The 21,716-nt window shown below is 73.0% G+C and carries 22 protein-coding genes; 5 read left to right on the top strand and 17 right to left on the bottom strand.

All coding sequences use genetic code 11. The features are described from left to right. Window positions 1-205: 205 nt before the first annotated feature. The 3 genes from AB0C17_RS28605 to AB0C17_RS28595 form a co-directional block, all read right to left on the bottom strand. Complete coding sequence (locus AB0C17_RS28605; protein WP_357481323.1) at window positions 206-1,306, bottom strand: DUF3626 domain-containing protein; 1,101 nt, start codon at window positions 1,304-1,306, stop codon at window positions 206-208. A gap of 130 nt (window positions 1,307-1,436) precedes the next feature. Further along, a complete protein-coding gene (locus tag AB0C17_RS28600; protein WP_357481320.1) occupies window positions 1,437-2,066 on the bottom strand; it encodes an MBL fold metallo-hydrolase in 630 nt (209 codons plus the stop codon). Next, the gene (locus AB0C17_RS28595; RefSeq protein ID WP_013286410.1) at window positions 2,063-3,151 is read right to left on the bottom strand and encodes an S-(hydroxymethyl)mycothiol dehydrogenase; all 1,089 of its coding nucleotides are present in this window, start codon (window positions 3,149-3,151) and stop codon (window positions 2,063-2,065) included. The genes AB0C17_RS28600 and AB0C17_RS28595 overlap by 4 nt, the downstream gene beginning before the upstream one ends. A gap of 140 nt (window positions 3,152-3,291) precedes the next feature. Here AB0C17_RS28595 and AB0C17_RS28590 point away from each other — a divergent pair, with 140 nt between their 5' ends. Then, window positions 3,292-3,705: a hypothetical protein gene (locus AB0C17_RS28590; RefSeq protein WP_357389837.1), complete on the top strand. Its 414-nt coding sequence runs from the start codon at window positions 3,292-3,294 to the stop codon at window positions 3,703-3,705. 46 nt (window positions 3,706-3,751) lie between these two features. Here the strand turns inward: AB0C17_RS28590 and AB0C17_RS28585 are convergent, their stop codons facing one another. From AB0C17_RS28585 to AB0C17_RS28565, 5 genes are all read right to left on the bottom strand, one after another. Continuing rightward, window positions 3,752-5,035 (bottom strand): MFS transporter, encoded by a 1,284-nt coding sequence (locus AB0C17_RS28585; protein WP_357474847.1) that lies wholly within the window; start codon window positions 5,033-5,035, stop codon window positions 3,752-3,754. Next, window positions 5,032-5,682, bottom strand: a complete 651-nt coding sequence (locus tag AB0C17_RS28580; protein WP_357389841.1) for a GntR family transcriptional regulator — start codon at window positions 5,680-5,682, stop codon at window positions 5,032-5,034. Before AB0C17_RS28580 ends, AB0C17_RS28585 begins: the two co-directional genes overlap by 4 nt. A 69-nt stretch (window positions 5,683-5,751) precedes the next feature. Further along, window positions 5,752-6,591: an alpha/beta fold hydrolase gene (locus tag AB0C17_RS28575; RefSeq protein ID WP_357389843.1), complete on the bottom strand. Its 840-nt coding sequence runs from the start codon at window positions 6,589-6,591 to the stop codon at window positions 5,752-5,754. After that, entirely contained in the window at window positions 6,588-7,562 is a 975-nt protein-coding gene (locus AB0C17_RS28570) for an SDR family NAD(P)-dependent oxidoreductase (protein ID WP_357474850.1), read from the bottom strand. The genes AB0C17_RS28575 and AB0C17_RS28570 overlap by 4 nt, the downstream gene beginning before the upstream one ends. Next, the gene (locus AB0C17_RS28565; protein WP_357481317.1) at window positions 7,555-9,051 is read right to left on the bottom strand and encodes an NAD(P)/FAD-dependent oxidoreductase; all 1,497 of its coding nucleotides are present in this window, start codon (window positions 9,049-9,051) and stop codon (window positions 7,555-7,557) included. Before AB0C17_RS28565 ends, AB0C17_RS28570 begins: the two co-directional genes overlap by 8 nt. Before the next feature lie 116 nt (window positions 9,052-9,167). On the opposite strand from AB0C17_RS28565, the gene AB0C17_RS28560 reads away from it, so the two are divergent. Then, the gene (locus AB0C17_RS28560; RefSeq protein WP_357481314.1) at window positions 9,168-9,845 is read left to right on the top strand and encodes a TetR/AcrR family transcriptional regulator; all 678 of its coding nucleotides are present in this window, start codon (window positions 9,168-9,170) and stop codon (window positions 9,843-9,845) included. On the opposite strand, the gene AB0C17_RS28555 is transcribed toward AB0C17_RS28560, so the two are convergent. Then, entirely contained in the window at window positions 9,820-10,275 is a 456-nt protein-coding gene (locus tag AB0C17_RS28555) for a hypothetical protein (protein ID WP_357389851.1), read from the bottom strand. The two genes, AB0C17_RS28560 and AB0C17_RS28555, sit on opposite strands and share 26 nt — an antisense overlap. Next, window positions 10,275-10,751 (bottom strand): hypothetical protein, encoded by a 477-nt coding sequence (locus tag AB0C17_RS28550; RefSeq protein ID WP_357389853.1) that lies wholly within the window; start codon window positions 10,749-10,751, stop codon window positions 10,275-10,277. The genes AB0C17_RS28555 and AB0C17_RS28550 overlap by 1 nt, the downstream gene beginning before the upstream one ends. 44 nt (window positions 10,752-10,795) lie before the next feature. On the opposite strand from AB0C17_RS28550, the gene AB0C17_RS28545 reads away from it, so the two are divergent. Then, window positions 10,796-11,809 (top strand): transcriptional regulator, encoded by a 1,014-nt coding sequence (locus AB0C17_RS28545; RefSeq protein WP_357481311.1) that lies wholly within the window; start codon window positions 10,796-10,798, stop codon window positions 11,807-11,809. On the opposite strand, the gene AB0C17_RS28540 is transcribed toward AB0C17_RS28545, so the two are convergent. After that, on the bottom strand, window positions 11,755-13,338 hold the full coding sequence (locus tag AB0C17_RS28540; RefSeq protein WP_357481308.1) for a PLP-dependent aminotransferase family protein: 1,584 nt from the start codon (window positions 13,336-13,338) through the stop codon (window positions 11,755-11,757). The genes AB0C17_RS28545 and AB0C17_RS28540 overlap by 55 nt on opposite strands. Before the next feature lie 29 nt (window positions 13,339-13,367). Here AB0C17_RS28540 and AB0C17_RS28535 point away from each other — a divergent pair, with 29 nt between their 5' ends. Both AB0C17_RS28535 and AB0C17_RS28530 read left to right on the top strand, forming a co-directional pair. Next, window positions 13,368-13,976: a LysE family translocator gene (locus tag AB0C17_RS28535; RefSeq protein WP_357481305.1), complete on the top strand. Its 609-nt coding sequence runs from the start codon at window positions 13,368-13,370 to the stop codon at window positions 13,974-13,976. A 36-nt stretch (window positions 13,977-14,012) separates the two neighbouring features. Next, window positions 14,013-14,720, top strand: coding sequence for a phenylalanine--tRNA ligase beta subunit-related protein (locus tag AB0C17_RS28530; RefSeq protein ID WP_357481302.1), 708 nt, complete (start codon window positions 14,013-14,015; stop codon window positions 14,718-14,720). A 94-nt stretch (window positions 14,721-14,814) separates the two neighbouring features. Here AB0C17_RS28530 and AB0C17_RS28525 read toward each other — a convergent pair whose 3' ends face one another. From AB0C17_RS28525 to AB0C17_RS28500, 6 genes are all read right to left on the bottom strand, one after another. Then, complete coding sequence (locus tag AB0C17_RS28525) at window positions 14,815-15,195, bottom strand: hypothetical protein (protein ID WP_357481300.1); 381 nt, start codon at window positions 15,193-15,195, stop codon at window positions 14,815-14,817. 136 nt (window positions 15,196-15,331) lie between these two features. After that, window positions 15,332-16,369, bottom strand: a complete 1,038-nt coding sequence (locus AB0C17_RS28520; protein WP_357481297.1) for a dipeptide ABC transporter ATP-binding protein — start codon at window positions 16,367-16,369, stop codon at window positions 15,332-15,334. Then, the gene (locus AB0C17_RS28515; protein ID WP_357481294.1) at window positions 16,366-17,430 is read right to left on the bottom strand and encodes an ABC transporter ATP-binding protein; all 1,065 of its coding nucleotides are present in this window, start codon (window positions 17,428-17,430) and stop codon (window positions 16,366-16,368) included. The genes AB0C17_RS28520 and AB0C17_RS28515 overlap by 4 nt, the downstream gene beginning before the upstream one ends. Window positions 17,431-17,445: 15 nt before the next feature. Further along, entirely contained in the window at window positions 17,446-18,435 is a 990-nt protein-coding gene (locus AB0C17_RS28510; protein ID WP_357390057.1) for an ABC transporter permease, read from the bottom strand. Between the two features lie 62 nt (window positions 18,436-18,497). Further along, window positions 18,498-20,246: an ABC transporter substrate-binding protein gene (locus AB0C17_RS28505; RefSeq protein WP_357481291.1), complete on the bottom strand. Its 1,749-nt coding sequence runs from the start codon at window positions 20,244-20,246 to the stop codon at window positions 18,498-18,500. Between the two features lie 58 nt (window positions 20,247-20,304). Then, window positions 20,305-21,312: an ABC transporter permease gene (locus AB0C17_RS28500; protein ID WP_357390053.1), complete on the bottom strand. Its 1,008-nt coding sequence runs from the start codon at window positions 21,310-21,312 to the stop codon at window positions 20,305-20,307. Window positions 21,313-21,716: the final 404 nt, after the last annotated feature.

Raw genomic sequence — 21,716 nt, 5'->3', positions numbered from 1 at the left:
TGCCCTTTCGATCGTTACGACGCGCTCCGGGGTGAGCGCCCCTCGAGGGACTACCGCCGGGTAGGTGTTTGGGTTCCGGCGGTACGGGGGACACAACGAGCCCGCCGTGTCGGTCATTCCGGAAATGCCAGGTACGGCGCGGGCTGCGGCCCAGGTCACCCGGGATTCCGGGCAGGCGCGCCGTTCCGGCGGCGGACCGGGACGATCAGGCCGGAGCGCCGAACCGGACCAGCACGTGCCAGAGCTGCTTGAGGTGCTGCGACGTCACCTCGACCGGTCCCCGGTCGGCCCAGCGCTGCGGTTCGCGTACCACCGAGGCGGCGGCGCGGCCCACGAGCGCCGCGTGCAACGGCTCCCCCGGGTGCCCGAACTCGGCGGCCACCCGCGCGGCCAGCGGCGGGATGTCCGGGCCCCGGAACTCCGCGTCCACGCCGTCGACCGGCAGCACGAAGCCCGGGTGGAACCGCAGCGCCAGGCCGTGCCGCGCGGCGATCGCCTCCAGGCGCCGTCCCACGTCGGTGCCACGGAACGACGGGTCGACCACGAGCGCCTCCACGTCGCGGGCCAGGCTGATCTCGCCGTGCACCTGCGCCTCGACGTAGTCGTCAAGCGCCCGGCCGACCCGCCCGGACTCCCGCTCGCGGCGGCACAGCAGCGTCCGCAGCAGCGTGCCGGTGTCCATGCCGGCCACGCCCAGGGCGACGCCGGTCCCGGCGGTGGCGGTCAGCAACGCGGCGAACACCGGCTCGAAGACATCGGCGGTGCCGAACTCGGTGGGCTCGACGTGGCTGTCCCCGAAGCTGAACGTGGCCCGGGCCAGCACCTCCGGGCGCAGCCGCAGGTGGCAGGAGCCGAACCGGGGGCACGCGCCGTCGGCGTGGTCGAGCAGGTTCAGGCCGCCGTACTTCGGGCGCTCCGCGGGCAGCACGCCCGGCCGCTGGTACGCGCCGCCGAACATCGCCCGCTCCCACACGTCCCGGTCGCCGCCCGGGTACGCGGTCAGGCCGCCGTTGGAGATGCCGGTCTCGAACTGGCTGCGGTAGACGCCCTCCTCGTCCAGCGCCTCGATAACTGTGCGGCCGTCCCGCAGCACCCGGTCGGGGTGGAAGTTGAGCGTCAGACGGCCGTACCCGGTGATCGCGTCGACGACCTCCTCGTACCGGTAGGTGGCGCCGGAGGCGGCGAGGTGGTCGGCGATGACGGCGAGCGCCGACGGGCGGTCGCGCAGCGCGATGTCGCGAACGTGGCGCAGCGCGGCGGACTGGGCGGCGGTGAGGGTGGCGACGGGCACGGGCCCGAGTATCACCGGACGGCGGGCCGCGCGGCCACACGGTTTTCCGGGCCGCTCCGAAGCGGACGGAGACGCGGCTGTCCCGGGCACTGACGGCCGCAAGACGCCGCGCGGGCCCGGCCGGGCCCGCGCGAACCTGTCGTCCTCAGTGGCCCCGGGCGATCCACTCGTCCAGGTGCGGCGCCTCGGCCCCGATCGTGGTGTCGTCGCCGTGCCCGGTGTGCACCACCGTCTCCGGCGGCAGCGTGAGCAGCCGGGTACGGATCGACTCGACGATGGTGCCGAAGTCGCTGTACGAGCGTCCGGTCGCGCCCGGCCCACCGGCGAACAGGGTGTCCCCGGTGAAGACGGTGCCCAGGTCGGGGGCGTAGAGGCTGCACGCGCCGGGGCTGTGGCCCGGGGTGTGCAACACCCGCAGCGTGGTGCCGCCGACGGTGATCGTCTGCCCGTCGGTGAGGTCGCCGTCCGGTTCCGTGCCCGGGTGCGTCATGTCCCACAGCACCCGGTCGGCCGGGTGCAGCAGCACCGGAGCGCCGGTGGCCCGGGCCAGCTCGGGCGCGACCCGTACGTGGTCGTCGTGGGCGTGGGTGGCGACGATCGCCAGCACCCGCCGGTCACCGATGACCTCGCGGATGGCCGCCACGTCGTGCGGCGCGTCGAGGACGACGCACTCGGCGTCGTCGCCGATCACCCAGACGTTGTTGTCCACGTCGAACGTCTGCCCGTCCAGCGAGAACGTGCCGGAGGTGACGGCGTGGTCGACGCGGGCGGTCACGGGAAGACCACCACCGAGCGCAGCACGTCGCCGTGGTGCATCCGGGCGAACGCCTCCTCGACCTGGTCCAGGGCGATCTCCTCGGTGACGAACGCGTCCAGGTCCAGCCGGCCCTGCCGGTACAGCTCGGTCAGCATGGGGAAGTCGCGGCTGGGCAGGCAGTCGCCGTACCAGCTCGACTTGAGCGCGCCGCCGCGGCCGAAGACGTCGAGCAGCGGCAGGTCGACTGTCATCTCCGGCGTCGGCACGCCGACCAGCACGACGGTGCCGGCCAGGTCGCGGGCGTAGAACGCCTGCTTCCACGTCTCCGGACGGCCCACCGCGTCGATCACCACGTCGGCGCCGAAGCCGCCGGTGGCCGCGCGGATGGCCTCCACCGCGTCGTCCTCGGAGGCGTTGACGGTGTGCGTGGCGCCGAACTTGCGCGCCCAGTCGAGCTTGCGGGAGTCGGTGTCCACCGCGATGATCGTGGTCGCACCGGCCAGTGCCGCGCCGGCCACCGCCGCGTCGCCGACGCCGCCGCAGCCGATCACCGCGACCGAGTCGCCCCGGGTCACGTTGCCGGTGTTCATGGCCGCGCCGAGACCGGCCATCACACCGCAGCCGAGCAGGCCGACAGCCGCCGGCCGGGCCGACGGGTCGACCTTCGTGCACTGCCCGGCGTGGACGAGCGTCTTCTCGGCGAACGCGCCGATGCCGAGCGCGGGCGTCAGCTCGGTGCCGTCGGTGAGCGTCATCTTCTGGGTGGCGTTGTGAGTGGCGAAGCAGTACCACGGGCGGCCACGGCGGCAGGCCCGGCACTGCCCGCAGACCGCGCGCCAGTTGAGCACCACGAAGTCGCCGGGCGCCACGTCGGTGACCCCGTCGCCCACCTGCTCCACGATGCCGGCGGCCTCGTGGCCCAGCAGGAACGGGTAGTCGTCGTTGATGCCGCCCTCGCGGTAGTGCAGGTCGGTGTGGCAGACGCCGCACGACTGGATGCGGACCACCGCCTCGCCCGGCCCCGGGTCCGGCACCACGATGGTGGTGACCTCCACGGGCGCGCCCTTGCGCCGCGACACGACTCCCCGGACTTCCTGGCTCACGGTGCCTCCTCCGTTGCGTGGTCTGCCTCTGCCGAACCTACCGCTGATCATGACCCGCGACCCAACGAAGGCCGCCGGATTGTCCTGGTCATGACCGGGTACCCGGGATGCCGGCTCTACCAGGTGGGACGGGAGTGATCATGAGGTTGTCACATGCGCCACTGCGCGTCGCGATCGGCGCGTACATCCTGAACTCCGGGCTGGGCAAGCGGAACCTGGAGGGCGAGGCCGCCGCCGGGATGCACGGCATGGCGGCCGGCGCGATGCCGCAGCTGGGGCAGATCCCGCCGGACCGGTTCGGCGTGCTGCTGTCCCGGGGCGAGATCGCCCTCGGTGCGGCGCTGCTCGCCCCGTTCGTGCCGTCGCTGCTGGCCGGCGCCGCGCTCACCGCGTTCGGTGCCGGACTGGTGCAGCTCTACCTGAAGACGCCGGGCATGCGCGAGGGCACCAGCCTGCGGCCCAGCGAGGCGGGCATCGGCCTGGCCAAGGACGTGTGGCTGGTCGGCGCGGGGCTGACGCTGGTGCTCGACTCGCTGGTCCGGCACCGGCGCTGAACCGGCCGCGCCGGGCCGCCCGCGCGCTGCCGGACCGGCCGCGTACTCAGGCAGGCGCCGCGACCACGACGGCGGCCCGCTCGTCGGCGAGCCGGCGGCGGGCGGCATTGCGGTAGCGCAGCACCTGCACGGCGCCGAGCGCCCAGAGCAGGAACTGCACGGCGAACGCCCAGCGGAACGCGGACAGCGGCGGCGCGGCCTGCCCGGCCGGGGTGGCCAGGTCCAGCACCACACCGACGGCCAGGATCAGCACGATCGAGGCGGCGAAACCGCCGACGTTGACGATGCCGGTGGCGCTGCCGATGCGGCGCACCGGGTTGAACGAGCGGGCGTAGTCGAACCCGATCATCGAACCGGGACCGTTCACCGCGAGCACCACCACGAGCGTCACGAGCAGCCAGTGCGGCGCGCGGCCGGGCCAGACCAGCACCACCGCCCACACCCCGGCGGTGGCGGCGGTGATCGCGAACACCACCGCCGAGCGGTGGAACGGGTGGCGGGAGCACAGGTGCGCGAGCACCGGCCCGCACACCAGCGTCGCCATCGTCATCAGCGTGAGCATCCCGGCCGCCGCGGTCGGCGAGAACCCCTGCCCCTGTACGAGGAACGGGTACCCCCACAGCAGGGCGAACACCGCGCCGGAGAACTGGGTGACGAAGTGCGTCCACAGCCCGAGCCGGGTACCGGGCTGGGCCCAGGCGTCGGCGAGCTGGCGGCGCACTGTGGCCAGGTCGGGGGCGAGCGCGGTGGCGTGCTCAGCGTGCGGGGTGTCGCGTACCGCGACGAGGACCAGCAGCACCACTGTCGCGCCGAGCGCCGCGGCGGTCAGGAACGCCGGGGTCCAGCCCGCCTGGTGCAGCAGCGCCACCAGGGGTACGGCGCCGAGCACCGCGCCGAGCTGGCCGACGGTGCCGGTGAGCTGCACCAGCAGCGGGTTGCGCCGGCCGGGGAACCAGAACGCGACGATGCGCAGCACGCTGATGAAGGTCATGGCGTCGCCGAGCCCGACGAGCACCCGGGCGGCCACGGCGGCCGGCACGCCATCGGCGACCGCGAACAGGAGCTGCCCGGCCACCATGAGCGCGCCACCGGCCAGCAGCAGCCGGCGTGAGCCGTACCGGTCCAGCAGCACCCCGACCGGGATCTGCATGGCGGCGTAGACGGCGAGCTGCGCCACGGAGAAGGTGGCGAGCGCGGCGGCGTTGATGTGGAAGCGGTCCGCCGCGTCGACCCCGGTGACACCGAGCGAGCTGCGGTGGAACACGGCGGCCACGTACGCGGCCAGCGCCACCGCGTACACCAGGACGGCGGGCCGGCGACCCGCGTTCACCGCAGCGTCCCGAGCATCCGGGCGGCGGTGTCGATGTGCGCGGCCACCGCGTCGTGCCACGCCCGCGGGTCGTCGCCGTCGAGCGCGGCGAGCTGGCCGGCGTGTTCGGCGAGGGCGACCTCGGCCCAGCCGGGCGAGAGCCGGAAGCTCGCCTCGCCCATGCGCAGCTGGCGGTCGCGCAGCCTGTGGTACAGCTCGGCCAGGATCTCGTTGCCGGCCGCCTCCACCACCGCGGCGTGGAACGACCGGTCGGCGGCCATCAGCGCGGTGAGGTCACCGGCGGCGTGCGCGCGGCGCATCTCGTCCAGCCAGCGGGCCAGGTCGGCGCGCAGCTCGGCGCGGCGCGGCCAGACCCGGTCGGCGGCGTGCAGCTCGACCAGGCGGCGGGCCTCGATGACGTCGGCGATCTCCCGCGCCGAGACCGGCCGGATCAGCGCCCCGCGCTTCGGGTAGAGCTTGACCAGCCCTTCGGACTCCAGCCGCAGCAGCGCCTCCCGCACCGGCGTGCGGGACACGCCGGTCGCCTCGGCGATCTCCCCCTCGCTGACGAGCTGGCCGCCCGGGTAGACCTGTTCCAGGATGGCCTGCTTGAGGTGCCGGTACGCCCGCTCGGCAGCGGACAGCGCGGTCCGGCTGGGATGCGTCATGTATCTAAGCTTGCTCCCCGGGCCGCCCGGACGGCCCGGCGCGGGCCCGGACAGTGGCGCGGGCCACCGTCAGGCCCACAGCCGGCGCAGCAGCGCCTCCACCTCGGCGGTCCGCTCGATCTGCGGCATGTGCCCGGTGTCGGGGAACAGGTGACTGCGCGCGTGCGGCAGGCGGGTGCGGGCGTACGCCAGGTGCGCGGCGGGCAGGATCAGGTCGCGGTCGCCCCAGACGAGCAGCGTGGGCAGGTCGAGCGCGGCCACCGCGTCGAGCAGTTCGGTACGCCACCGCGGGCGTACGCCGCGCCAGGTCCCCAGGTCACGGACCAGCTCCAGCATCACCCGGGCCGCGTGCGGCTGCCCGGCCACGGCCAGCGCGAGGGCGATCCGTTCCTCGGTGACGTGCCCCGGGTCGTAGAAGATCGCCCGCTCGGTGCGGCGGACGATCCTCGGGTCGGGGCGCAGCAGCAGCCGGGCCAGCGGACGCACCGCGAGCAGCCGTAGCGCCACCGTCACCTCGCGGCCGAAGCCGGCGCTGTTCAGCAACGCCAGGCTGGCGACGCGCCGCGGTTCGTCAGCGGCCAGGCGCATCGCCACCGCCCCGCCGAGGGAGTTGCCGACCAGGTGCGCCGGGTCGCCCACCCCGGCCACGTCCAGGAAGCGGGCCACCGCCGCGGCCAGGGCCGGGAGCGTGTGCGGGCCGTCCAGCGGCGCGGAGCCGCCGTGCCCGGGCAGGTCCACCGCGAGCACCAGGTGGTCGCGCGCCAGCGCCGTGTGCAGGGCGGCGAAGTCGTCGAGGGTACGGCCGATGCCGTGCAGCAGCACCACGGGCGAGCCGTCCCCGCTGATCCGGCACCGGACGCGCCGCCCGTCGACTGTGGTCTCGCCGGCCGGGGGCAGGGCGAGCGTCACGCCCGGCGCCCGGATTCCGGCACGGCCTCCTCGCCGGTCCGGGCGGACGGCACCGGCACGTCGGCCCGGACCGCCGGCGCTTCGACGGCCGGAGTTGCGGATGTCTCGGCGGGCGCGGCTGCGGGGGTCTCGGCCGGCCCGGCCGGGCGCTGGCGCATGCCCAGGGCCAGCACCTTGCCGTACCCGGCGGGGGCGATGCGGGCAAGCAGGTCGGGCAGCTTCGCCGACCAGCCGATGAGCACCCGGCCCCGGCGGCGCTGGGCGCCGCGCAGGATCACCTCGGCGGCGGTGGCCGGGTCGATGGTGAGCAGCTTCTCGAACTGCTTGCGCCCGGCCTCGTACTCGTCGAGGGCCACGCCGCTGCCCACGCGGGCGCTGGCGGCGATCCGGGTCCGGATGCCGCCCGGGTGCACCGACGTGACGCCGACGCCGTCGTCGACGAGTTCGTGCCGCAGCGCCTCGGTGAAGCCGCGCACCGCGAACTTGCTCGCCGCGTACGCGGCCTGCCCGGCGGGCGCGATCAGGCCGAACAGGCTGGACACGTTGACCAGGTGGGCCCCGGGCTCGGCCTTGAGCGCGGGCAGCAGCGCGTGGGTCAGGCGTACCACCGCCCGGAAGTTGATCTCGATGACCCAGAGGAACTCCTCCAGGGTCACCTGGTCGAAGCGCCCGCCCAGCGCCACCCCGGCGTTGTTGATCAGCAGCCGGATCCGGGGGTGCGCGCGGTGGATCTCGGCGGCGACCCGGTCGGTGGCGTCGGCGTCGGCCAGGTCGACCAGGTGGGTCTCGACGCGCCGGTCCGGGTACGCGGCCCGGATCGCGGCGACTGTCGCGGCCAGGCCGTCGGCGTCCCGGTCGAGCAGCACCAGGTCGGCGCCGCGCCGGGCCAGCCCGTGGGCCAGCGCCGCGCCGATGCCGCTGGCCGCGCCGGTGAGCACCGCCGTGCCGCCGGGGAAGACGAGGTCACGCATCGGTTCCTCCCGAGGTGGTGGCCGCCGTGGCGGGTACGCCCGCGCGGGCGAACCGTACGCCGTCGGTGAGCGGGCCGTGCCGCATCAGGCGTACGTCGCGGGGATAGTTCTGGTGCAGCCGCCACGGCGCCTGCGGCCCCTGCTTGGGCAACTGGTCGACGGCACGCAGCACGTAGCCGGACTGGAGGTCGATGATCGGTTCGAGGTCGTCGGTGTCCGGCGCGAGCGGCGTGACGATCTGCTGCCCGGTGTCGTCGAGGTGGCGCAGCAACCGGCAGACGTACGTGGCCACGAGATCGGCCTTCAGCGTCCAGGAGGCGTTCGTGTAGCCGATGGTCATGGCGAAGTTCGGCACGCCGGACAGCATCATGCCCTTGTAGGCCACAGTCGAGGCGAGGTCGACCTCCGCGCCGTCGACCGCCAGCGTCATACCGCCGAGCGCGAGCAGGTTGAGGCCGGTGGCGGTGACCACCACGTCGGCGGGCAGTTCCTCGCCGGAGGCGAGCCGGACGCCCCGCTCGGTGAACGTGTCGATGGTGTCGGTGACAACCGACGCGCGGCCGGCGCTCAGCGCGGCGAACAGGTCCCCGTCCGGCACCACGCACAGGCGCTGGTCCCACGGGTTGTAGCGGGGCGAGAAGTGCCTGTCGACGTCGTACCCGGACGGGAGGCGGCCCTTCGCGGCGCGGCGCAGGAACCGCTTCACCACGCCGGGGGCACGGCGGCTGAGCTGGAAGTTGGCCACCCCGAGCGTGACGTTCTTCCACCGGGCCACCGCGTACGCGGCCTTCGGGGTCAGCCAGCGCCGCGCGGCGTCGGCGAACGGGTCGCGCGAGGGCAGCGCGATCACGTACGTGGGTGAGCGCTGGAGCATGGTGACGTGGGCGGCCCGCTCGGCCATGGCCGGGACCAGGGTGACAGCCGTGGCGCCGCTGCCGATCACCACGACCCGCTTGCCGGCGTAGTCCAGGTCGTCCGGCCAGTGCTGCGGGTGCACGAGCGTGCCGGCGTACCGCTCGACGCCGGGGAACCGGGGCGTGTAGCCCTCGTCGTAGCGGTAGTAGCCGGAGTTGGTGAACAGGAACCCGCAGGTGAGCGTGACGTCCTCGCCGGTGTCGTCGCGGTGGGCGTACACCGTCCAGCGCGCGGTGGCGCTGTCCCACTCGGCGCGCAGGGCCCGGTGGTGGAAGCGGATGTGCCGTTCCACGCCGTACTCGCGGGCGGTCTGGCGCACGTACGCCCGGATGGCGTCGCCGTCGGCGATCGCCTTGGGGTCGGTCCACGGCTTGAACGAGTAGCCGAGGGTGTACATGTCCGAGTCGGAGCGGATGCCCGGGTAGCGGAACAGGTCCCAGGTGCCGCCGATCGCGCCCCGGGCCTCCAGCACCGCGTAGGTCTTGCCGGGGCATTCGCGTCCGAGGTGGACGGCGGCGCCGATGCCGGACAGGCCGGCCCCGACGATGAGGACGTCGACGTGGTCTGCGGCCATCGATTTCTCCCGTTCGCACCGGCGGTGGACCGGACACTATCCATCGCCGTCGACCGCAGTCAACACCGTGTCGAGTCGAATCGACAGGGTGTCGAGCGGGTGTAGCATCAGCCGACATGACGACCGCCCGTACGCCGACCGGCGCCGCGCCGACGCGCGGGCGGCGGGCCGGCCGGTCCACCGGAGACGACCGGGAGACCGCGATCCTGGCCACCGCCGAGCGGTTGCTGGCGCAGCGCCCCTTCGCCGACATCTCCATCGACGACCTGGCGCGCGGTGCGGGGATCTCCCGGCCCACGTTCTACTTCTACTTCCCGTCCAAGGACGCGGTGCTGCTCACGCTGCTCGACCGGGTCACCGAGGAGGCCGACGCCGCCGGTGGCGTGTTCGAGCGGCTCGCCGAGGATCCGCGCGCCCACTGGCGGGAGCTGATCGCCCGGTTCCACGCCACGTTCGGCGGGCACCGGGACGTGGTGCTGGCCTGCGCCCAGGTGCGCGGCACCAACGCCGAGGTGCGTCGGCTCTGGGCCGAGGTGCTGGAACGCTGGGTCCGCGCGGTGCAGGCCGCGATCGAGGCCGAACGCGCGCGCGGCGCGGCCCCGGACGGCCTGCCCGCCCGGGACCTCGCCATCGCGCTGAACTCGATGAACGAACGCGTCTGGTACGCCACCTTCGCCGGGGACGGCCCGGCGGTGGCCGAGCGGGACGTGGTGGACGTGCTGCTCGACGTGTGGCTGATCGCGATCTACCGGACCACCACGCCGCCGGTCACCGCGTCCGGCGGAACTCCATGACCCAGTTGGTCTCCCAGGTGCGTTCACCGTCGGTGGAGAACGCCTGCTCCCAGCGGCAGGAGTCGGCGGTGATCGCCGACCAGAGGAAGCGGCAGCGCACCGGCCGCCCCTCGTCGGTGTCGTCGGCGTGGAACTCACCGACGCCGCCGGTGAACCGGCCGACCACCGGCGGCAGTTCCAGCACCCCACGGCTGCTGTGCATCCAGTAGAGCGACCACAACCCGGTCGACGGGTTCAGGATGCGCACCGTGGAGCCGGAGAAGCCCCGGCTCGGGCAGCGCATCTCGTCGAAGCTGCCCGCGCCGTCGAAGAACGAGCGCGCCTCGCTGACACCGGCGAACTCGTCCCAGTCGTCGCTGCCGACGTGGCGCTGCCGCAGGCGCCGGTTGGTCACGTCCCAGGTGCCGACGAGGAAGTCGAAGTCGCCCATCAGCGGCCCACCGGCCCCTCGGCCCGGGCGTCCGCCAGGTAGCCCGCGAGGTCCGGCCGGTCCGGCGCGAGCACGTGCCGGATCCAGGCGGCGCGCTCGTGTTCCAGCACGCCCAGTTCCCAGACGCAGCCGACGCCGGGGCGGGTCAGGTCGACGAAGTGCGCCGGGTCGTCGTCCGGGCAGTCCAGCGCGGGCTGCCCGGCGATCGCGATGCGGCACTCGACCACGTTGTCGAAGAACCAGCTGTACGCCAGCAGGTACGCCCCGGTGTCCGCGCCCCGGTGCAGCACCACCCAGCTCGCCGGCGGGGTGGAGCCGTCCGGGGCGGGCAGCAGCGCCGGGAGGTACGCGTACGCGGCGTCGACCACCCGCGGTTCGAGGCGGCGACCCGGCTGGTCCATGTGGTAGCGCTTGACGTGCCGGCCGGCCACCTCGACGGCCCCCGGCACTGTCAGATCCTTGTCGTGAAAAGCCATGCGGGCACGCTAGGGCCGCTCCCCTGACAGCTAGTGTCAGCAGAATGCGGGCCAGTCGACTCCTGTCCATCCTGCTGCTCCTGCAGGCGCACAACCGGCTCACCGCCGCCGACCTGGCCGCCCGCCTCCAGGTGTCGGCACGCACGATCTACCGGGACGTCGAGGCGCTGCACGCGGCGGGCATCCCGCTGTACGGCGAGGCCGGACACGACGGCGGCTACCGGCTCGTGGAGGGCTGGCGGACCCGGCTGACCGGGCTCACCGCCGAGGAGGCCGACCGGCTGCTCTTCGCCGGGCTCCCCGGGCCGGCCGCCGAGCTGGGCTACCAGTCGGTCGTCGCCGCCGTGCAGCTCAAGCTGCGGGCCGCGCTGCCCGCCCCGCTGGCCGACCGGGCGGCCCGGCTGGAGCAGCGGTTCCACCTGGACACGCCAGGCTGGTACTCCGACGGCGACCCGTCGCCACACCTCGCCGAGGCGGCCGAGGCGGTGTGGCGGCAGCACCGGGTCCGGGTGCGGTACCGGGGCTGGCGGGGCGAGACGACCCGTGTCCTCGAACCGTACGGGCTGGTGCTCAAGGGCGGGCGCTGGTATCTGGTCGCCGCCCGGCCCGACCGCGCCGACCCGGCCACCTACCGGGTCAACCAGATCCTCGACCTGATCCCGCTGGACGAGACGTTCGAGCGGCCGGAGTTCGACCTGCCGGCCTGGTGGCGCGCGCACGTGGTGCGGTTCCGGGCGGGCCTGCACCGCGACGAGGCGCGCATCCGGCTGTCGCCGCGCGGCTTCGCCCGGCTGCGCGAGGTCGGCAGCGACGTGGTGGTCGCCGCCGCCGAGGCGAGCGCCGGCCCGCCCGACGCCACCGGCTGGGTGCACGCGGTCATCCCGATCGAGTCGCTCACCCACGCGCACGGCGACCTGCTCCGGCTCGGCGCCGACGTGGAGGTCCTCACCCCGGAGGCGCTACGCACCCGCCTGACCGAAACGGCCACCGCCCTCACTGCCCTCTACCCGCCGCCCACCCTGCCCACCGTCCCACCCACCCCGCCTCTCCCCCGGTGATCAAGGAGTTTGTGTCCTTCGAGGAGATCGACTCGGACACGAACTCCTTGATCACCGAGGTGGGGTAGGAGGGCGTCGGCCACCGTGGATAGGGCTCGGTCGATCTCCGACGGCGGGGTCGCGGCGTAGCCGAGGACCAGGCCGGGCGGCTGTGGGCGCTGGCCGTGCCAGGACAGCGGGTGGACCTTGACGCCGTGGCGCAGCGCCGCCGCCGCCAGCGCCCGGTCGTCGACGTCGCCGGGCAGCGTGACCATCAGGTGCAGCCCGGCCGCGGCGCCGTGCACCACCGCCCCCGGCAGGTGCGCGCCTACCGCGCGGATCATCGCGTCGCGGCGGCGTACGTGCCGGTGGCGCAGCAGCCGCAGGTGCCGTTCCAGCGTGCCGGACTCCATCAGCTCGGCCAGCACGAGCTGCGCCAACGCCGGGTTGCCGAGATCGGCGGCCCGCTTCGCGGCCACCACCTCGGCGTGCAGCGCGGGCGGCACCAGCATCCATCCGATCCGCAGGGCCGGCGCGAGCAGCTTGGAGATGCTGCCGACGTAGCAGACGCGGTCCGGCGCCATGGCCCGCAGCGCCGGCACCGGCGGCCGGTCGTAGCGGTGCTCGGCGTCGTAGTCGTCCTCCACCACCAGGCCACCGTCGCGTGCCCACCGCAGCAGCCGCCGGCGCCGGTCGCCGTCGAGCACCACTCCGGTCGGGAACTGGTGCGCCGGGGTGAGCAGCACGGCCGGCGCACCGGACCGCTCCAGCGCGTCGACGCGCAGGCCCCTGTCGTCCACCGGGACCGGCGGCGTCGCCAGCCCGGAATAGGCCAGGTGCTGCCGTACGCCCAGCGAGCCGGGGTCCTCCACCGCGACGGTGTGCGTACCCCGGTCGTGGAGCACCCGCGCGAGCAGGCCGAGCGCCTGGGACACCCCCGCCACGATCACCACCTCGGCCGGGTCGGCGCGGATGCCCCGGTTGCGGGCCAGCCAGTTCGCGACCGCGAGCCGCAGCGCGGGCGTGCCCGTCGGGCCGCCGTAGCCGAGCGCCGCCGGCGCCACCCGGTGCAGCACGGCCCGTTCGGCCCGCAGCCAGGCCGCGCGGGGAAAGGCCGCCAGATCGGGTACGCCGGGCGTCAGGTCCACCTCAGCGGGTACGGCACGCAGCTCGTCGATCGCGTCCATGCCGGGCCGCCCGGCGAACACCTCCGGTGTCCTCCTCGGCCGGGGCGGCCGGGTGAGCGCGGCGGCCGGGGTGGCGACCACAATCGTTCCGGCCCGGCCGCGCCCGGCCACCTGCCCGTCTTCGGCCAGCCGCTGGTAGGCCTCGGTCACCACGCCCCGGGAGACGCCCAGCTCGGCGGCGAGCACGCGGCTCGCCGGCAGGCGGGTGCCCAACGGCGCCCGGCCGTCGGCGATCGCGGAGCGCAGCCGGGCCGCCAGCCAGTCCGCGCGGCCACCGGGCGGCGCCTCGCCGACGTCGAGCTGGAGGAAGTCGGCACCGGCCGCTTTGGACTCGTGGGAAACGACGGCTTTGGCCCTGTCCATCGGGCCATTATGGCCACAGGCTGGATCGCATGACAGCCGCGTTTCTGCTGACCTCACTGATCGTCGCGGTCAGTCCCGGTACCGGGGTGATGCACACACTCGCCACCGCCGTGACCGCCGGGCGCCGGGCCGGGCTGGCCGCTGCCGTCGGCGCCACGCTCAGCCTCGTCCCGCACGTCATCGCCGCGGTGACCGGCCTGGCCGCCCTGCTGCGCGCCGGCACCCCGGCGTTTCGCGTGGTGACCTGGCTGGGTGTGGCGTACCTGCTCTGGATGGCCTGGTCGGCGCTGCGCGACCGGGGCACGCTCACCGTCGGGAGCGACCGGCCGCCACGTCCGGCGGCTGCGGTGTTCCGGGACGGTGTGCTGCTGAACCTGCTGAACCCGAAGGTGACTGTGTTCTTCGTGGCGTTCCTGCCGCAGTTCGTACCCCCGGACACGCCCGCCGCCACGGCGCGGATGCTCGCCTGCGGCCTGGTGTTCATGGCTGTCACGCTGCTGGTGTTCGCCGGGTACGCGCTCCTGGCCGGCGCGCTGCGCCGCCGCGTGCTGTCCCGGCCCCGGCTGACCGGGCTGCTGCGGCACGCCGTCGCCGGCGGCTTCCTCGTCCTGGGCCTCGGCCTCGCCCTCACCGCCTGACCCGTTCCAGTTCACCGCCCGAAAAGGAGTCTTCCTGTGCGTTTCCGGCACTCCCCCGAGGTCTGGTCGGCCTTCCCGGAACTGACCTGCGGCGTCCTGCACGCCACCGGCGTCACGCCCGACGTCGACGTCACGCCACTGCTGGCCGGGCATCTCGGCACGGCCCGGGACCGCCTTTCCGCCGGGCCGGAGGGTGGCTTCCCGGAGATCCAGGCGTGGCGGCGCGCGTTCACCCGGATGGGCTGCCCGCCGACCCGCTACCGCTGCGCGGCCGAGTCGCTGCTCCGCCGGCTGCGGCGGGACGGGGACCTGCCCCGCCTGCATCCGCTGGTGGATCTCGGCAACGCGCTGTCGGTCCGGTACGCGGTGCCTGTCGCGGTGCTCGACCTCGCCCACGTCGACGGCGACCTGACCGTACGCCCGGCCGAGGGCACGGAAACCTATCTGACCCTCGGCGGGGAGGCGGAGCACCCGGTGCCCGACGAGGTGATCTTCGCCGACGAGGGCGGGCACGCGCACGCCCGGCGCTGGTGCCACCGGCAGAGCGGCGCGTCAGCGGTGCGGGCCGCCACCACCGAGGTCCTGGTGGTGGTCGAGGCGATGCACGACGGGGCGGCCCCGACCGTTCGCCAGGTCGTGGACGAGCTGGCCGCGGCGCTGGCCGAGCTGTGGCGCGTCCCGTCGCGGACGGCGCTGCTCAGCGCTGACGCGCCGGAGTTCGCCGTGCCGGTCCGGACGGGCTGATCCGCCGGCGTGGTGACGGCCGGTCGCGCGGCGTGACGCCGGTGCGCAGGTTCCGGGCGTCCGGCGACGACGCTGGGAGCCGCCCGGCTCGTCGTCAGGCGTCGGGGTCGGTGCGCTCGCGGGCCGTCAGCTCGTCGAACTCGGCCGGGGTGATCTCGCCGGTGCGCAGGCGCCGGGCGTTGGCGGTGAACCGGGCCAGCGCCGCGCCCCGCGCGTCGGGCTGGGTGAGCAGGCCGGCGTCGGCGGTCAGGGCGCTCGCCGCACCCGCGACGTCGTGCGGGTCGGCCGACTCGCCGTGCAGCTCGCGCAGGGCGTCGGCGAGGCGCGCGTCGGCGGCGTCGCCGGTGCCCCACAAGCGCCGGGCGAGGTCGACGGTGCGGCCGAGCGAATCCTCGCCCGCCCGTTCGGCGCCTATCTCGGCACGCATCATGCGCAGGAAGCGGACTGTCACGGCATCGGAGTCATCGGCGATCACGTCCGTACCCTAGCGAGCGGGTCCGACAAAACCGCCGGGCGAGCCGGGGTCGTCCGGCCGGTCGAGCGGGCTGCCCACGGGTAGTGCGCGGACATACCCGAACGATGTCCGATGGTCGCCCCCGGCCCGTCGTGGGTCAGGTGCGTTCGTCGCTGCCGGGCGCCGGGGTGGCTTCCATCGGCGTGTCGAGCGGTGCCTCCTTCTCGGGGTAGTGGCAGGCGGTGAGTTGTGTGCCGTCGTCGCGGGTGACGAGTGCGGGTTCTTCGGTGGCGCACCGCTTGGTGGCTTTCCAGCAGCGGGTGCGGAAGCGGCAGCCTGATGGGGGGTTGAGGGGGGTGGGGACGTCGCCGGTGAGGCGGATGCGGCCGGCGGGGCCGTGGGTGGTGACGTCGGGGATGGCGGACAGCAGGGCCCGGGTGTAGGGGTGTTGGGGGCGGGTGTAGATGGTGTCGCGGTCGCCGATCTCGACGATTTTTCCGAGGTACATGACGGCGACGCGGTGGCAGAAGTGGCGGACGACGGCGAGGTCGTGGGCGATGAACACGAATGCCAGGTCCAGGTCGCGTTGCAGGCCGCGGAGCAGGTTGATGACCTGCGCCTGGATGGACACGTCGAGGGCGGAGACGGGTTCGTCGGCGACGATGAGTTTCGGTTTCAGGGCCAGGGCGCGGGCGATGCCGATGCGCTGGCGTTGCCCGCCGGAGAACTCGTGCGGATACCTGTTGTAGTGCTCCGGGTTCAGGCCGACGAGTTCGAGGAGTTCCTGGACGCGGTGTTTGACGCCGCCGGGTGGGGTGATCCGGTTGACCTGCAACGGCATGGCCACGATCCGCCCGACGGTGTGGCGGGGGTTCAGCGACGCGTACGGGTCCTGGAAGATGATCTGCAGGTCCTGCCGCAGGCCGCGCAACTCACCCCGTTTCGCGTGGGTGATGTCCCGCCCGCCGAAGGTGATGCTGCCGGCGGTGGGCTCCAGCAGCCGCACCAGCATCCGCCCGGTCGTGGTCTTCCCGCACCCCGACTCCCCCACCAGGCCGAGCGTCTCGCCCGGGCGCACGTCGAAGTCCAGCCCGTCGACCGCCCGCACCGCACCCGTGGCGCGCAGGCCCTGCCGGACGGGGAAATGCTTGGTCAGCCCGCGAACGGACAGCAGCGGCTCGGTCTCGGTGCTCATCGGGCCACTCCCACCTGGGCGACCTCGTCGCGGTAGATCCGCTCCCGGTCCCCCGCCGACAGATGACACGCCACCAGGTGCCCCACCTCGCCTGCCTCCCGCAGCTCGGGCACCTCGGTGCGGGACCGGTCGCCGTTCACCCCAGCCCACCGGCAGCGGGGGCGGAACGCACACCCCGACGGCAGATTGATCAACGACGGCGGGTTACCCGGAATCGGCAGCAGATCCGCGTCCGCGTCACCGTGCAACGACGGCACACTCGACAACAACCCCCACGTGTACGGATGCTGCGGCGACCGCAACACCCGCCCCACACTCCCGTGCTCCACCGCCCGGCCCGCGTACATCACCAACACGTCATCAGCCACCTGAGACACCACACCCAGGTCATGCGTGATCAACACGATCGCCGACCGGAACTCCCCCTGCAAATCCGCGAGCAGATCCAGGATCTGCGCCTGCACTGTCACATCCAACGCCGTCGTCGGCTCATCCGCGATCAACAGATCCGGATCATTCACCAACGCCATCGCGATCATCGCCCGCTGCCGCATCCCACCCGAAAACTCATGCGGATACTGATCGAACCGCCGCGCCGGCTGCGGAATCCCCACCCGACCCAACATGTCCACCGCACGGCTGCGGGCCTCACGCCGCCCAGCCCTCGGATGATGCACCCGGAACGCCTCAGCGATCTGCCTACCCACCGAGTAGTACGGATGCAACGCCGACAACGGATCCTGAAAAATCATCGCCATGTCCCGGCCCCGCAGCCGCCGCACCTCCTCCTCACCCAACCCGACGAGCTGACGCCCACCCACCCAGATCTCCCCCGACACGGCCGTGCGCTTCACGTCGTGCAAACCCAGGACCGCCAGCGACGTCACACTCTTACCCGAACCGGACTCACCCACGATCCCCAACGTCCGACCCCGCTCCACCGCGAACGACACACCGTCCACGGCCCGCACCACACCGTCCTCGGTGTCGAACCGCACCCGCAGATCCCTGACCCGCAGGTAGGGGCCCTCGCCGCGACGCGGCGCCGGAAGCTCCACCATGTCCGTCTCCTCCCGTCAGCTCAGCCGGACCCGTGGGTCGATCACCGCGTACAGCACGTCGACGACGATGTTGGCGACCACGATGAACACCGCCGCCAGCAGCACCGTCGCCATCACCACCGGCAGGTTGAGGAACTGCACCGCCTCCACAGTCGCCTTGCCGAGACCCTGGAGGCCGAAGATGGTCTCGGTGATGAACGTGCCGCCGAGGCTGGTGCCGATGTCCAGCCCGGCGATCGTGACGATCGGGGTGATCGCCGCCCGCAGCGCGTGCCGGGTGTGCACCTTGCGTGCGGGCAGCCCCTTCGCCCGGGCGGTACGGACGAAGTCCTCCGACAGCGTCTCCAGCATCTGCGCCCGGGACAGCCGGGCGTACAGCGCCGAGTTGAGGAAGCCCAGCGTCATCCAGGGCAGCAGCAGCCCGGCCGCCCAGCGCAGCGGGCTCTCGGTCAGCGGGGTGTAGGTGGGGAACGGCAGCAGTCCGGTGGAGTAGACGAGCAGGTAGAGCAGGATCAGCCCGAAGAAGTAGACCTGCATGGACGCCCCGGCCAACGTGACGCCGATGGCGGCGCGGTCGAACGCCGTACCCCGGCGTAGTGCCGACACCATGCCCAGCGAGATGCCGAGGCCGAGCCAGAGCACGGCGCCGCCGAGGACGATGCTGAACGTCACCGGGGCGCGCTGGGCGACGATCTCGGTGACCGGCTGGTTGTTGCGGAACGAGTAGCCCAGGCAGGGCGCCGGGCAGTCCTGCCGGAAGTCGCCCTCGCCGTAGGTGCGGCCGGCGAAGACGCCGCTGACGAAGTCGGCGTACTGCCGGGGCAGCGGCTGGTCGATGCCGAGACGGCGCTCGACCTGGGCGATGTCCTCGGCCGTGCAGTTCTTGCCGCACATCACCTTCGCCGGGCTGCTCGGCACCGCGAAGAAGAGACCGAACGTGACGAGGCTGATGACGACCAGGGTCAGGGCGGCGACGAGCAGCCGCCGTACGACGAAACGGAGCACGGGAACACCTCCCCCGGGGTGGGCGCGGGGACGGCGGCCGTGGCCGCCGCCCCGCGCGGCTGTCACTTCTTCACGTAGATGCCGTTGAGCGAGATGATCCCGAACGCGTCGCTGAGGAAGGCGTTGCCGACCTTCGAGCCGTGCAGCTCGTATGTGGCGTCGTAGTAGCAGGGCACCACCGGGGCGTACTTCTCCATGATCATGCGGTCGAGCGCCATCCAGCCGGCGTCCTGCTCGGCGGCCGGCAGGTCGCGGACCCGGTCGATCTCCGCGCTGACCGACGGTTCATTGAGGTACGACAGGTTCTGGTTGCCCTCGGCCACGATCTCCCGTCCGTCGTAGACCGGCGGGATGACGGTGGAGCCGGTGGGCCAGTCCGAGCCCCAGCCGGTGAGGTAGAGGTCGTACGGGTTGTCCTTGCGGCCGACCTCGTCGTAGTAGCTGCTGTTGTCGATCGGCTTCATCACGATGTCGAAGCCCATGTCGGTGAGGTTCTTGCGCAGCGCCTCGGCCTGCTGGGTGCGCAGTTCCAGGTTGGAGTGGGCGAGGACCAGCTTCGGTCGCTTGCCGGCGAGCAGCTCGGCGGTCTTGGCCTTGTCGCCGGTGACCGGGGCGTTGAACAGGTCGTACTTCACGAAACCGGCGGTGGTGGGTGACATGAGCGTGCTGGCCGGCGAGCCGGCGGCCTGCCCGCCGAGCACCTTGAGCAGGGCGTCCTTGTCGACCGCGTAGTTCAGCGCCCGCCGGACGTTCAGGTCGGTGACCCGCTGGGTGTTGATGCTCAGCACCCAGTTGTACTGCGTCGGGCCGCGTACCACCCGGTCGGCGACGCCGGATCCGGTGGTGCGGGGCAGCACCGACGGCGGCACGTCCGACCAGCTCAGCGCCGCCTGGTCGGCCGGCCCGTCGGCGACCAGCCGCTCGGCGATCTGGGCCTGCTCCAGGCCGAACGTCATCCGGATCGCGTCCGGGTACGCGTTGCGGATCGGGTCGGTCGCCGGATCCCAGTTGGGGTTGCGTTCCAGCTCCAGCGACACGTCACGCTGGTAGGACTTCACCCGGTACGGCCCGGACGAGAACGGCCGCAGGTCGTAGTTGGCACGGGTGTCCTTCGCCGCGGGCACCGGCGCGCTGGTGGGCAGCGCCGCCGCGTACGGCAGGTCGCAGTGGGGCTGCGGGAAGGTGAACCGGATGGTGCGGTCGTCGGGGGTGGTGACGCCGTCGGGCACCGGCTTGCCGCCGTCGTACGGTCCCTTGTAGGTGGCGTTGTACGCCCCGCCCGGGTAGAGCCACTGCTGAATGTAGTGCGGACCCTCGTTGAGGTTCGCCGCGAACGACCTCGCGATGCCGTGCGCGACGTCCTTGCTGGTCACCGGCGTGCCGTCCTCGTACTTCACGCCGTCGCGCAGGGCGAACTCCCAGACCTTGCAGTCGCCGTTCACGTCCTTGCCGGGGTTGGTGGCCAGGTCGCCGACGAGCAGCAGCTTGCCGCTGCCGTCCTCCTTGTAGCCGTTGAGCGCGCGGTACAGCAGCCCGCCGGCTACCTGCTGCACGTTCACGTAGTTGCGCGCCGGGTCGAGGTGCTCGAAGTCGGCCGGCTGCATGACGGTGAGGGTGCCGCCCCGGGCCGCCCCGTCGACGTCCTTCGCCGGGCCCTGGTTGTCGGCGGCCTCGTACGAGATCGAGCCGCTCTGGGTCTTGGTCTTCTGGTCGTCGCCGCCCCCGCCGTCGCCGGTGGTGGGGCTACAGCCGGCGGCGGCCAGCGCCGCCGCGGCGAGGACACCTGTCAGTGTCCGGGTTCGTGCGCGCACGGTGTGCTCCTTCCTGCCCGGCGGCCCCCGCCGGCCGGGCATGTGACGGCCGTGGGGACTACCGGGTGGAGCGGGGATCCAGCGAGTCGCGCAGCGCGTCACCGAGCAGGTTGAACGCCAGGACCAGCAGGAAGATCGTCAACCCGGGGAACAGGGTGTACCAGGGGTCGCTCGCGACGTAGCCGATGCTGTTGAAGATCATGCGGCCCAGGTCGGGCGTGGGTTCGGTGACGCCGATGTTGACGAACGCCAGCGCCGCCTCGATGGCGATGAACTGCGGCACCATCAGCGAGACGGTGACCAGGATCGGCGCCCAGATGTTCGGCAGCAGCTGCCGCAGCAGGATGTGCGCGGTGCCGGCGCCGGCGGCCCGGGCCGCGTCGACGAACTCCCGCTCCCGCAGCGAGATCACCTGCCCGCGGACCAGCCGCGCGGTGTACGTCCAGCTGAACAGGCCGAAGGTGGCGACGATCAGGGCCACCCGGAACGCGGGCGACGGCGCCTCCCGGTCGGAGTAGAAGCGGTCCTGGAGGATCGGGATGACCGCGAGGGCGAAGATGAGGAACGGGAACGCCAGCGTGAGGTCGATCAGCCAGTTGACGACGCTGTCCAGCCAGCCTCTGGCCCAGCCGGCGAGCACGCCCACCGCGACCCCGATTCCCGATGCCAGCAGCGCCGAGGTGAACGCGATGAACAGGGACGTCCGCAGGCCGTAGACCAGTTGCATGAGGATGTCCCGGCCGCTGCCGGGTTCGAGGCCCAGCCAATGGTCGGCGCTGATTCCACCGGCGTATCCGATCGGCATTCCGAAATCGTTGAGCCGGCCGGCGAACTTGTCGGTCGGGTCGATTCCGGTGAGCCTGCCGAGCAGCGGCGCGCCGAGCGCCACGGCCGCTGCGACGGCGAGCGTCACCGCGCTGGCCCGGGCCGTACGGTCGCGTTTGAGCCGCAGCCAGGCGAGCTGATTGGGTGACCGGCCGACGAATTCGCCGGGCCGGCCGGCCGGGGCGACAACGGCCTCGACGTCGGGGCCGGGGCCGGCCGGTGGGTGCGCCAGTTCGCTCATGAGCAGTCCTCCCGATGGGGACGAAAACGCCCTGCCATCCGACGGTAATGCGTTCCGGAGCACTGAAATGAATCGTTCCGGTAACGGCCGTTCCGGTTGTCGCGCATTGACAACGATCCGGCCTACGGAATGCATCGGCGCAATAACGGCGCGATTCGGTTGTCAGCCTTTCAGTCACCCGTACAGCGGTTTCGTAATGCGTTGCCGCAAGGCGCTCAAGCCGTTGTCAGTCGTTCGGGCATTCCCCGCCCACCTCCCCCGCCCACCCCGTCGATCATGAGGTTGACGGGGCTCCCGGCCCGGCTTGTCGCCGTCAACGCGGGCGGCGCCCATCACGTACGCCGGCCACCTGCGCGACCGGCCCATGCGGGTCTCGGTGCGCATCGACGGCAAGCCGCCGCTGC

Origin of the sequence: Micromonospora sp. NPDC048887 (assembly GCF_040649715.1) — a bacterium.
GTDB lineage: Bacteria > Actinomycetota > Actinomycetes > Mycobacteriales > Micromonosporaceae > Micromonospora.
Note: the sequence above shows the minus strand (reverse complement) of the source record. Positions and strands in the feature narration are given on the sequence as shown.

Excerpts from the sequence above, each read along its gene's own strand:
- AB0C17_RS28500 (WP_357390053.1), bottom strand. The coding sequence starts at position 21,312 with ATGAGCGAACTGGCGCACCCACCGGCCGGCCCCGGCCCCGACGTCGAG.
- AB0C17_RS28565 (WP_357481317.1), bottom strand. The coding sequence starts at position 9,051 with ATGGCCGCAGACCACGTCGACGTCCTCATCGTCGGGGCCGGCCTGTCC.
- AB0C17_RS28570 (WP_357474850.1), bottom strand. The coding sequence starts at position 7,562 with ATGCGTGACCTCGTCTTCCCCGGCGGCACGGCGGTGCTCACCGGCGCG.
- AB0C17_RS28555 (WP_357389851.1), bottom strand. The coding sequence starts at position 10,275 with ATGGGCGACTTCGACTTCCTCGTCGGCACCTGGGACGTGACCAACCGG.
- AB0C17_RS28550 (WP_357389853.1), bottom strand. The coding sequence starts at position 10,751 with ATGGCTTTTCACGACAAGGATCTGACAGTGCCGGGGGCCGTCGAGGTG.
- AB0C17_RS28515 (WP_357481294.1), bottom strand. The coding sequence starts at position 17,430 with ATGGTGGAGCTTCCGGCGCCGCGTCGCGGCGAGGGCCCCTACCTGCGG.
- AB0C17_RS28590 (WP_357389837.1), top strand. The coding sequence starts at position 3,292 with ATGAGGTTGTCACATGCGCCACTGCGCGTCGCGATCGGCGCGTACATC.
- AB0C17_RS28540 (WP_357481308.1), bottom strand. The coding sequence starts at position 13,338 with ATGGACAGGGCCAAAGCCGTCGTTTCCCACGAGTCCAAAGCGGCCGGT.
- AB0C17_RS28535 (WP_357481305.1), top strand. The coding sequence starts at position 13,368 with ATGACAGCCGCGTTTCTGCTGACCTCACTGATCGTCGCGGTCAGTCCC.
- AB0C17_RS28520 (WP_357481297.1), bottom strand. The coding sequence starts at position 16,369 with ATGAGCACCGAGACCGAGCCGCTGCTGTCCGTTCGCGGGCTGACCAAG.
- AB0C17_RS28580 (WP_357389841.1), bottom strand. The coding sequence starts at position 5,682 with ATGACGCATCCCAGCCGGACCGCGCTGTCCGCTGCCGAGCGGGCGTAC.
- AB0C17_RS28560 (WP_357481314.1), top strand. The coding sequence starts at position 9,168 with ATGACGACCGCCCGTACGCCGACCGGCGCCGCGCCGACGCGCGGGCGG.
- AB0C17_RS28545 (WP_357481311.1), top strand. The coding sequence starts at position 10,796 with ATGCGGGCCAGTCGACTCCTGTCCATCCTGCTGCTCCTGCAGGCGCAC.